General features: G+C 41.5%; 11 protein-coding genes. 3 read left to right on the top strand and 8 right to left on the bottom strand.

Annotated elements, in window-relative coordinates; all coding sequences use genetic code 11:
* Window positions 1-664: transposase (locus RHS_RS25045; RefSeq protein WP_047834712.1), on the top strand; the 664-nt coding region annotated here is incomplete at its 5' end.
* A 594-nt stretch (window positions 665-1258) separates the two neighbouring features.
* Here the strand turns inward: RHS_RS25045 and RHS_RS31940 are convergent.
* The 6 genes from RHS_RS31940 to RHS_RS25070 form a co-directional block, all read right to left on the bottom strand.
* Window positions 1259-1381, bottom strand: a complete 123-nt coding sequence (locus RHS_RS31940) for a hypothetical protein (RefSeq protein ID WP_395023525.1) — start codon at window positions 1379-1381, stop codon at window positions 1259-1261.
* Window positions 1382-1443: 62 nt separating this feature from the next.
* The gene (gene asrC, locus RHS_RS25050; RefSeq protein ID WP_047834713.1) at window positions 1444-2409 is read right to left on the bottom strand and encodes a sulfite reductase subunit C; all 966 of its coding nucleotides are present in this window, start codon (window positions 2407-2409) and stop codon (window positions 1444-1446) included.
* A 12-nt stretch (window positions 2410-2421) separates the two neighbouring features.
* Window positions 2422-3210 (bottom strand): anaerobic sulfite reductase subunit AsrB, encoded by a 789-nt coding sequence (asrB, locus tag RHS_RS25055; RefSeq protein ID WP_027294728.1) that lies wholly within the window; start codon window positions 3208-3210, stop codon window positions 2422-2424.
* A complete protein-coding gene (gene asrA / locus RHS_RS25060) occupies window positions 3203-4219 on the bottom strand; it encodes an anaerobic sulfite reductase subunit AsrA (RefSeq protein WP_047834714.1) in 1017 nt (338 codons plus the stop codon). The genes asrB and asrA overlap by 8 nt, the downstream gene beginning before the upstream one ends.
* 92 nt (window positions 4220-4311) lie before the next feature.
* Complete coding sequence (locus RHS_RS25065; protein ID WP_047834715.1) at window positions 4312-5001, bottom strand: Crp/Fnr family transcriptional regulator; 690 nt, start codon at window positions 4999-5001, stop codon at window positions 4312-4314.
* A gap of 21 nt (window positions 5002-5022) precedes the next feature.
* Window positions 5023-5796, bottom strand: coding sequence for a formate/nitrite transporter family protein (locus tag RHS_RS25070; RefSeq protein ID WP_044297067.1), 774 nt, complete (start codon window positions 5794-5796; stop codon window positions 5023-5025).
* Between the two features lie 236 nt (window positions 5797-6032).
* Here RHS_RS25070 and RHS_RS25075 point away from each other — a divergent pair, with 236 nt between their 5' ends.
* Window positions 6033-6794: an HD domain-containing protein gene (locus RHS_RS25075; protein ID WP_047834719.1), complete on the top strand. Its 762-nt coding sequence runs from the start codon at window positions 6033-6035 to the stop codon at window positions 6792-6794.
* 75 nt (window positions 6795-6869) lie between these two features.
* On the opposite strand, the gene RHS_RS25080 is transcribed toward RHS_RS25075, so the two are convergent.
* The gene (locus RHS_RS25080; protein ID WP_047834716.1) at window positions 6870-7442 is read right to left on the bottom strand and encodes an N-acetyltransferase; all 573 of its coding nucleotides are present in this window, start codon (window positions 7440-7442) and stop codon (window positions 6870-6872) included.
* Window positions 7443-7754: 312 nt separating this feature from the next.
* Here RHS_RS25080 and RHS_RS25085 point away from each other — a divergent pair, with 312 nt between their 5' ends.
* Window positions 7755-9458 (top strand): ABC-ATPase domain-containing protein, encoded by a 1704-nt coding sequence (locus RHS_RS25085; protein WP_047834717.1) that lies wholly within the window; start codon window positions 7755-7757, stop codon window positions 9456-9458.
* A 154-nt stretch (window positions 9459-9612) separates the two neighbouring features.
* Here the strand turns inward: RHS_RS25085 and RHS_RS25090 are convergent, their stop codons facing one another.
* On the bottom strand, window positions 9613-10599 hold the full coding sequence (locus tag RHS_RS25090) for a Gfo/Idh/MocA family protein (protein ID WP_047834718.1): 987 nt from the start codon (window positions 10597-10599) through the stop codon (window positions 9613-9615).
* Window positions 10600-10861: the final 262 nt, after the last annotated feature.

Here is a 10861-nt window from a genome sequence, read left to right on the forward strand (position 1 = left end):
GACGGAAGAAAGAATTATTACAGCTGCCACAATAACCAGCGGAGAGAAAACGGATGGAAAGGAATTGGCAGCCCTGGTACAGAAAAGCAGGGAAGCAGGAATGGAGATTAAAACAGTTATTGGTGACAAGGCATATGCAAGCAAAAAAAATATAGATGCTGCAAGAGAAGAAGATTATGAACTGGTCGCTAGATTATGCAGTAATGTTACACAAGGAAATCGTAAAGAGGAAGATAAATTTGAATTTAACAAAGATGCTTTAATGTATCAATGTAAAGCAGGGCATATGGCAATCCATAAATATCTGAATAAACAAAAAGCTGAGGGCAGGAATGCGCGGATAACCTATACTTTTGATATAAAAAAATGTAAAAAATGCCTTTATAGAGAAGGATGCTACAAAGAGGGAGCGAAAAAAAAGACATATACAGAGACGGTCATCAGTGATACCCATAGCGAACAGGCACAATTTCAGGAAACGGAATATTTTAAAGAAAAAGTAAAAGAGCGTTATAAGATAGAAGCAAAAAACAGCGAGTTAAAACATAGACATGGTTATGACGTTGCGTCATCATCAGGTCTTATTGGCATGGAAATGCAGGGAGCGATGGCAACATTTGCAGTGAACCTCAAACGAATCATGAAAGTGATGGGGGAAAAATAAAGGAATCCCTAGTTCAGAAAAAGGAATCATCCATAGAAAATGCACAAAAATCCACCAGAAAAATTTGAGTCTGGTGGATTTTGTGTTTTATTAATAAGGAAGGATTTAAAAACATATGTTTTTCAGTGCCCTCGGTTTTCTCAGCACGGTGGGACCCTGGGGTTGTGGCATGCTGAACGCTATTGGCATAGAACATATAAAATACATAAAGCAGCTGATCTTCTCACTACAGCTTGTTTCTTCATTCTACTACATATATTTTTGGTTACAGCACTAAAGCCAGTTAGGTCTATGAACAGGAACACAAGTATACTTTAATCTTATTTCACACATTTCACACTGCACTGCCGAAACACACTCTGCTGCATCCAAAAACAAACAGCCCGTCACAGCCCCAGGGTCTCCACCAGGCTGAGAAAACCAGCTTTGTATCAACGAATGCTATCTCGGAAAGATGGGTGTGGGAAACTGGTATGGGCGGAGGAAGCGTAGAGCAGAGCTGAGTATTTACTTACCTTTCCGGAGTGTTTTTTGGCGGATAGTATTCGACTGGCTCCCATCGGATACTAAGCGGGCACTGAGCTGCGAAATGCATCAGGATTTCGGAGCGAATGCCCGCGTGCCGCCAAAAAGTGCTCCGGGAAGGTTAGAAAATACCAGTTTTGCGGCCAGCTGACGGAGCCCATGCCAGTTTCCCACACCCATCTTTCCGTACACTACCTCCATCTACAAAGCGTCATTAATCAGCGAAACCCATATTTAAGCTGAATTCATTCGCTCTAGCAATAATGAATCCCGCTCCAGTAAACATGCTCTTTTACAATCGTTTCCGGCAGCAGCTCTACACCTTCTAATGCCCACTTTTTAAACTCCGTAAATCCCACGCGGTCAATGATATATCCCACATGTTCTTTACCGCCCGGTGCATTACGGTCAATGTATTTTTCCACAAATTTATAGGTGTTTAAAATAACCTTGATAATTGTATCTTCATCCACCCAGACCATAAAGTCTTCTCCCAGTCTGGGATTTCTCTTTCCGGTACGGCCCATGATTGTCAGACGGTAATACTTTTGTTTACTCCTGGTAAATGCACGGGTTGGACATTTTGTAACACAGACGCCGCAGCCTACACATTTTTCTTCATTTCTTACGACCTTTTCATTTTCTTTTGAAAGTGCCTTTACCGAAAGCTTATCACATCCTTTGACACATGCTCCGCAGGTAACACATCTGGTTGGATCATACTGCGGAAGTGTCATCCCGATAATTCCGAAATCATGCATTCTTGCTTTGATGCAGTCGTTGGCACATCCGGTGAGGGCAATTTTAAAGTGCAGGTCATTCGGAAAAATTGCATCCTCTATTCTTCTGGCAAATGCAGCTGTATTATAATTACCGAAAGGACAGACACGGTTTCCGATACATGCAGATACATTTCTCGTCCCGGAAGATGGGTATCCGGTATTGGGATTGATCTGGTTGGTTCCAAGGTTTTCGATAATCGGCTGGAGCATTTCATTTACTTTATCAATATCATCTAATGAAATTCCTTCTATTTCAAAACCCTGTCTGGTTGTCAAATGCACATTTCCATTGCCGTATTTATCAGCAATCTCCTTTACCATGCCTAAGACTTCTGCATTGCATTTTCCGCCCGGAACTCGCACTCTGGATGCGGTGATGCCCCGTTCCTTAGAGATACGGTAAGCATTTTTCTTTATCTTTTTTGTATTAATATCCATTCTGACACCTCCTTAGTCAAATAAATTTTTGCCTTTGGTATAGTTAAATACCGGACCATCCAGACAGATATAGGTATCGTCCATTTTGCAGTGACCGCATTTGCCAATTCCGCAGCACATTTTACGTTCCTGGGAAATCCAGATCTGTTCTTCTTTTATACCGCGCTTCTGCAATTCCATTACGGTAAATTTCATCATAATAGGAGGACCTACTACAATTGCAGCAGCCTGATCCAAATCACGGATTTCAAGATCCGGAATATAGGCGGTAACCATCCCCTCTTTATAACCGGGCTCATCTGCTTTATCTACCGTGATCGTAAGATTCATCTGATTTTCCCATCGTTTGATACTGTCCTTAAACAGAATATCCTTTGGTCCCTTAAAACCGGCAATCACGCTCATACCTTTCGTTTCACCAATATGATCTCCAAAGTAATCAATGACACCTTTTACCGGGGATACTCCGGTTCCTCCGGCAACAATAATCAATTCTTTCCCCTTGTAATCTTCCAGTTCAAAACCGTTTCCATAGGGACCGCGCATAAACAGACTCTGCCCAACCTGATTTTCAAAAATCTCATTGGTAACTTTCCCTACTTTACGAATTGTCAGATCTACATAGTCCTCTCCGATGCCGCTGACGGAAATCGGCGCTTCTCCGAATTTAGGGATGGACACTTCAAAAAACTGACCCGGTTTTACATCTCCCACATAAGCCATCCGAAAGGTATATTCTATTTCTGTATGCTTCTTTACCTCTTTAATTTCTGATAAAAAAGGGATATATTCATTACACATTTTCATTTCCCCCTTCCTTTTCCTTTGCTAATTTGCGGATACATGCAATATAAGAAATGTATTCCGGACACACATCCTCACAGCGTCCACAGCCTACGCACATATGATAGCCAAAACGTTTCTTATAATCGTATACCTTATGTAACACCTTGAAACGCATCCTATGGCCCTGGTCTTTGCGGAAGCTGATGTTTCCAGCCATGTCTGTAAATCCATCCACCTGACAGGAACCCCAGACTCTTCGCCTCTCGCCTGCTTTCGGATTGTCCTTATAGAACACATCCTGCATGGTAAAACAGGTACAGGTCGGACAGACGAAATTACAGCGCCCGCAGCCGATACATCTTCCCGCATACTCTTTCCAAAACTCTGCATCCTGGATTCCGGCTGGCAAAGTTTCCGGGATTTCTATTTTTTCTTCATTTTCTGTTACAAAATCAATTGTACGCTCTTCTTGTTTACTTTCAAAACCCTCTAGCTGAGACTGCAGTTCCTCATTCCTGCAATCCAGATATACGTGTCCTTCATCCATTTTCAGATATGCATCATATCCTTCCGCCTGATTCGTTCCCATACTTACGCAAAAACAGGAGTCAAAAGAAGTGGTACATCCCATCAAAACAAACCGGGTATTTTCCCGAATCCGTTTATAATAATAATCCTCAACTCCGTTATTCAGATAAATTTCATCCAGACGTTTTAATGCATGCAGATCACAGCTACGTAACAGAATGATTTTTTTCTTCTCATCCTGATCCGGGACTTTCATTTCTTTCTCCGTAAAATAAAGAATGGTATCTGAAACAGGCAGCAATACCTCCTTAAAGCTGTACTCCGATTTCTTATCCCATACGATATCGCTAAAGGATTTGATCTTACCATAGCGGATTACATCCGTATCTGAAAAGCAGCCTTCTCCTTCGAATACCATGGGTGCATAAACATCGTACGATTCTGACAATCTGATCAAAAACTGATCTGCTTCTTCTCTTTTTAAAAGATTTCCCATAGTCTTTTTCCTTTCTTATATATTTATTTCCCTTTTTTATTTTAAAGTGTGCCTGAGCGCAATTAAAAAGTTTGGGTTATTTTCCAGTCGCTCTATGACTTATAAAATGCCGCCAGTTCATCCGGCATAGGTAGAATAAAATGCCGGTTCTTATAGATCAGCAGCTCTCTGCTGCTCAGGTTCTTACATGCCCGGGATACATTTTCACGGGGAGCTCCCAACAGATCAGCCAGCAGGTTCATGGTCAGCTCCACATCAATTTTAATTCCATCCTCTGTTTCCACGCCGAAGTCACGTCCCAGCTTCCAGAGCTTTGCAGCTATCTTGCGTTCCAGGTACATATTGCCTGTGGTATTTTTCAATTGATGGCTCATTCTCCACAGATAGCGCTCGTAGGATCTCATTACCGCATGCATCAAAGCCGGCTCCTGGTCCATCCATTTTAAAAAGTCCTTTTTTCTGATCTGAAGCAGCTTTAACGGACAGACCGCTTCACAAAATACTGATACCGGCTTTTCACTTAAAATATTATGATTGATCAGATTCCCTTTTCCCAGTATGAAAATAATCTTGCGATTTCCATGTTTCGTTATATTGTAAATAGATGCTTTTCCACTGATAATAATATACACAAAGTTCACATTATCCTTCGCATGAAAAATGACCTCTGGCTTTTCATAAGATACCACCATGGACTGGTTTAAGATCGTCTGAATCATGCTGCAGGGGATTTCCTGGAAAAAATCTAATTTTTTTATTTCATTTATGGATATCTCTTTCATACAGGTGCTCCTTATCTCTGATTATTTTTTTCTCTGCTTTGCTATCACGCAGTAAGGAACAGCTACGAAAAAGATTCCTCCAATCATATTGCCCAGTGTAACCACTAAGAGGTTGTACACAAATCCTCCCAGGCTGACTGCAAAAGTATATGGATCAAAAAGTCCCACGGTTAAAAGAGTCATATTTGCGATGCTGTGCTCAAATCCAACCGTAATAAACACAAACAGACACCAGAAGATCATGATTAACTTACCTGCTTCGGATTTACATTTAAATCCGCACCATACTGCTATACATACCAGTATATTACATAATATCCCTCTTGTCAGCAATGGCAAGAAAGAAACTGCCATCTTGGCTTCTGCTGTCTTTGCTATGAACTCTCCAACCGGACCATTTGCAAGTCCCGTAACATGATATAACGCACCTATTATAACAGAACCCAGCAGATTCCCGACCCAGCAGACTACCCATAAAGCCAGGGTATCTTTCAATGTCACTTCTTTTCTGAATAGCCCAACGGTCATAACGAAATTATTGCCGGTAAACAACTCTGCTCCTGCAATCACAACAAGGCTCAGAGCAACGCCAAAACATGCTCCCATAACAATCTTAGTCGCCGGTGAGCCTGCAGCATTTAAAAGCCCTCCTGCAGTAAATATCAGCAATATACCAAATCCTATGTACATCCCTCCAAATATAGACGCCAGAAAATAGCCCAACGGATTATTTTTTAGCAGACTTACCTTCGCTTTTGATGCATTTCCTACAAGTCCTACTTCCTCTTGAAACATATAAATCTCCTTCCTTTTCCTCTTGTGTATCATTTTTATTGCTTTTCTTAATTATTATATCCCAGGAGGATTCATCAGTCGGTGATGATCGTCACAGTTTGACAAAAATTAATAAGCATAAATTGTTCTGCAGTTCAAGGAAGGATGTAATGTTCTCTTGAAGCATTCCCCCATCTATGTTATCTTTATCAGTAGTATTTCATTAATTATGGCAAACCCAGAAAGGAATTATTATGATCGACTTTAAAAAGGCAAAAGAAGAATTTGAGAAATACTTAGATGGCTATGACCGCAATAACGATAAGATCAATCTGAAAATCATACATACCTATGGCGTCATGGACTATAGTCAGGAGGTGGCAGACCGAATGAAGCTTTCACCGGAAGATGTCGGCCTGGCAAAAATTATCGCTCTGCTGCATGATATCGGAAGATTTGAACAATTAAAACGCTATGACAGCTTTCAACCGGATACCATGGACCATGCCTCCTATGGAGTGCAGATTCTGTTTGAAGATGGAATGATCCGCCGTTTCGTAGAAGACAGTCAATGGGATGGAATCATTAAAACTGCAATTGCACATCACAGTGATTTTACCCTGCCGGTTATAGACGATTCCCGCACTTTACTTCATTCCCGACTGATTCGGGATGCCGATAAGTTAGATAACTGCCGGGTGAAACTGGAAGAATCCATTGAAGTTCTTCTGGGCGCTTCCCCGGCTGAAGTAGGACTATCTTCTGTCAGCCCGGCTGTTGCCGACAGTTTCTTTCGAAACGAATCTGTCCTTTCCTCTGACCGAAAAACACTGATCGATTACTGGATATCCTATCTGGCTTATTTCTTTGACATTAATTTCCGGGAAAGCCTGCAGATTATAGAGGAACATCAATTTATCAGCCGTATCATAAAACGCATTCCCTATGAAAATCCTGACACCTGCAAAATCATGGATGAAATGGAACATACATTGAAAGAATATGTCGGCAAAGCCTAAAAAAAGATACCATCAGCCCCGCTTGTCAAAAACAAGACGGATTCTGATGGTACCCTGTAACATTTCAAGTTCTGTTTATTTCTTATCTCTTATTTCCACCCATCTCTCAAAAACAGCATCCTCAAACATGCAGTGGTAAATTCTGCTTAATTCCTCATAGACATTTACTTCGTCTTCCCCGTTAAATGGCAGAATCATGGTTCGGTATTCTACACCGAACAGCTTACTTGTGATCTCCGTCTGATGCAGTCCGTTTTTCTCATAGAACGCTATTCTGCGCAGCATGATCCCCAGATCTACTTCTTTTTCTGCAAAATCAGGATTTTCTACCTCCAGAATAATTCCTTTCACATGAGTCATATTGTTTGCAAGCAGTTCTAAGAACAGGCTGCCGTATCCACCACACCTTTTATCTCTGCATATTGCAAAATAATCCAACAGAACATAATGTTCTTCTCCTGGTGTTACAAAAAGTGCATAGCCTGTCAGCTCTTCTTCCTTAAATAAACCATAGGCTGAATAAACTCCTTCATTCCACATACCCTCGATACGTGAAAATGGTTTTACCTCTGCTTCAGGAAAATCAAAAACCAGGTGTTCTGCATAAATTTCCCTGACTTGTTCCAGTGTTAATTTTCTTAAATTCATTTCAATTACCTGCCGCTTGTTTGAACATACCAATCTGTGCATAGATTCTTCAGACAAGCTCAATCTTTCTAAATATTTGCTTCCGAATTAAAGCTTTGTATTCGCTATTATACCTTAAAAAACTTTAAAAAACAATATAGTTTTACTGATTAAGACGCTTTGTGACGATAACTTCCATCCCCGCAAAGCGTCTTATTCAGCAAAACCCAAATAGATCCGTAACGAAATACTTGTATCTTTCCATCTTTTACTGTAATATGTTTTTTAGAAAAGAACACCTATAATTTGCTCTAAAGAAAGGATCTGACATAGATGAAAAATTCAAATGATCTGCAGCGTCTGCTTCAAACAATTGATCACAAAAGCTATCCCGCATACAAAGATACCCGGGGCAGCTATGATTTTAGCACTTACACCTTAAATATCGACCATGTTCAGGGCGATCCTTTTGCATCACCCTCCAAACTCAGCGTGACTGTAGACGGCAAAAAAGCGGGATTTCCTTCCATTTTATTTGACTGCCCGCATAAACGCATTGCTTTACAGGATTACCTGCTTCGTTTATTTAGTCAGAAAATCAGCCAGTATAATTTCAAGGCAAAAGGTTCCGGCAAAAGCGGATTGATTACCGTCAGCCATTGCGGACAGGAAATATTGGAACGGACTGCCTGTGAAATAGATCCATCCACGGGTAAGGTACTCGTCAGATTTGAAGCCGGTTTTCCGGCAAACGGAAGAACCATCAACGCCTCCCAACTGATTCGTATTCTCTTTGATTTCCTACCGGATTGCGTAAACAGTACGCTGTTCTATGGCAAATTAAATCCCGGGAAAGTACAAGCAGTGATCTCACTCGCAGAAGACCAGAAGTATATCCGGGAACAGCTTCCCCTGCTGGGACTTACTGCTTTTGTTGCAGATGGGTCTATTCTGCCAAGAGAATCCGGTGTTTCAGCCAGACCCATGAAGGATGGAATTGCTTTTGTTTCTCCGGAATCCTTAAAGGTTACGCTCACGCTCCCCCACCGCGGAAGTATCAGCGGAATGGGTATAAAAAAAGGAATCACCTTAATCGTCGGCGGTGGCTACCATGGTAAATCCACTCTTTTAAAGGCCCTGGAACTGGGCGTTTACAACCACATTTCCGGTGACGGACGAGAATATGTCATAACGGAGAATTCGGCATTAAAGATACGCGCCGAAGACGGCAGAAGCATTAAAAGCACAGACATTTCAATGTTTGTCAACAATCTGCCAAACAAAAAAGATACCACCTCATTTTGTACGGAAGATGCCAGCGGCAGTACTTCCCAGGCGGCAAATGTCATAGAGGGAATGGAAAGCGGCACTTCGCTCTTTCTGATTGATGAAGATACCTGTGCTACCAATTTTATGATTCGGGATGAACTGATGCAGCGTGTTGTACACCGGAATCAGGAACCGATTACTCCTTTTATTGAAAGAGCTCGTTATCTGTTTGAAGAAAAAGGAATCTCCTCCATTATAGTTGCCGGCAGTTCCGGATCCTATTTTCATATCGCAGACTGTATTTTGCAGATGGACCGATACGAACCTAAAGAGATTACAGCATTTGCCAAAGAGGAAGCTCAGGCATTTCCCGCAGTAACACAGCCGGAATCAGTACCACCTATGCCTTCCTACAAACGTGCCGCCAGTCCCAACCCCGATGTCAAAAACAACAACCGACTGAAAATGAAGACTATGGGTAAAGATTCTTTACTGATTAATCACGAAGCAATAGACTTACGCTTCGTAGAGCAGCTTGTAGATTCCGAACAGACAGCCGCACTTGGCTACATTTTGGCATATGCCGAGAACCACCTGCTGGATGGCAGAAATGACCTGCGCAGTATTGTCTCAACCATACGCCGTATGGTTGAACGCAAAGGGCTGTCAGGCATTGTATCCGGCAGTTACCTCCCCGTGAATCTGGCTATGCCAAGGGATCAGGAGATTTTTGCCTGCTTTAACCGTTACCGGTCTTTCCATTTATAAGTTATCTAATATTTCCACGGATACCTCAGGCTATAGACACATAAATGTAAAGAAAATGGATGTTTACAAAAGAATGGTTTCAGGAAAACCTCCTGAAACCATTTGTATCCAGTCTGACCCCAGCGGCTCGTGTTACAGCCATCTTCCATTCTGATTAATTCAAATCTGCAGGAAATTTTATTCCAAGCTGCCTGCGCGCTTCATCAATCATCCACATAGTATTAAGACTGGCCTCATGGTAAATCTTAATTTCTTTTTCTTCTTTATGATTCATAAAACCCATAAACCTATTTAATTCATACTGCATATCATCCTGCAGTCCTTCTGCAAATAAGCACTCTTCTTCCCCTGTATAATAACGGATTTTTACTTCTTCCGGAATGTTAATATGCGGAATGATCATACATCCCTTTTCCCCTTGAATTTCACTGACCTGATAACTGTTAGTTATCTTAGAATAAACGAGTTCCGCCAGAAAGTCGCCATAATCTGCGAGCACAGAACCCGTACCATCAATGCTGCCCTCCAGCTGCACACCAACAGCTTTCATTTCTTTTGGTTTCCCAAACAAATAAGACGCAGCATAAATACAATAGGTTCCTATATCCATAATCGCCCCATTTGACAACTCCGGCTTAAATGCATTTTCAACAACCCCCTCTTTGAATTTGTCATATCTGGAAGAATACTGGCAATAGGTAAAATGAACCCTGCGCACTGTTCCAATTTTCTTCATTCCCTCTTCCACCGCCTTCATACCGGGAGTAAAAACAGGACGCATAGCTTCCAATAACACTTTATTATTTTTTTGTGCCGCTTCCAGCATTTTCTTTAATTCAGATGTATTAGAAGCAATCGGTTTTTCACATAGGACATGTTTTCCTGCATTTAACATCTGAAGAGACTGGGAAGCATGTAAAAAAGTAGGACTTGCGATATAAACTGCATCTACATTTTCATCTGCCGCCAGTTCTTCCAACGTAGTATACGTTTTGGGAGCTCCATACCGGGCTGCATATTCTTTTGCCCTCTGGGCTGTTCTCGAATATACCCCATACAGCTGAAAACCGGCACAATGTTCTGCGGCTTTTAATAACCGGTCTGTTATAAAATTTGTTCCAATAACTGCGAAATTTATCATTTGTTTCTTCCTCCTCTTATTTGTTTATTCGATATGTTTTATAAGGTAAGTAAATGCTCAGCTCTGCTATACGCCTTCCAAACCAATGTCCTGGTCCGTCCCCTTCTCTTTCCGAGATAGCATTCGTTGATACAAAGCTGGTTTTCTCAGAATGATGGGACCCCTGGGGTTGTGGCATGCTGAACGCGACTGGCGTAAAGCAACTGATCTTGAGAACGGAATTTGTTTTTCATTCTGTAACCAGAAAAACGAACAAACTTTC

This window comes from Robinsoniella sp. RHS (assembly GCF_001029355.1).
In the GTDB taxonomy this organism is placed as follows: Bacteria; Bacillota; Clostridia; order Lachnospirales; family Lachnospiraceae; genus Robinsoniella; species Robinsoniella peoriensis.

Coding starts and splice junctions, on each gene's coding strand:
- RHS_RS25065 (WP_047834715.1), bottom strand. CDS start 5,001: ATGAAAGAGATATCCATAAATGAAATAAAAAAATTAGATTTTTTCCAG.
- asrA (WP_047834714.1), bottom strand. CDS start 4,219: ATGGGAAATCTTTTAAAAAGAGAAGAAGCAGATCAGTTTTTGATCAGA.
- RHS_RS25080 (WP_047834716.1), bottom strand. CDS start 7,442: ATGAATTTAAGAAAATTAACACTGGAACAAGTCAGGGAAATTTATGCA.
- RHS_RS25090 (WP_047834718.1), bottom strand. CDS start 10,599: ATGATAAATTTCGCAGTTATTGGAACAAATTTTATAACAGACCGGTTA.
- asrC (WP_047834713.1), bottom strand. CDS start 2,409: ATGGATATTAATACAAAAAAGATAAAGAAAAATGCTTACCGTATCTCT.
- asrB (WP_027294728.1), bottom strand. CDS start 3,210: ATGTGTAATGAATATATCCCTTTTTTATCAGAAATTAAAGAGGTAAAG.
- RHS_RS25085 (WP_047834717.1), top strand. CDS start 7,755: ATGAAAAATTCAAATGATCTGCAGCGTCTGCTTCAAACAATTGATCAC.
- RHS_RS25070 (WP_044297067.1), bottom strand. CDS start 5,796: ATGTTTCAAGAGGAAGTAGGACTTGTAGGAAATGCATCAAAAGCGAAG.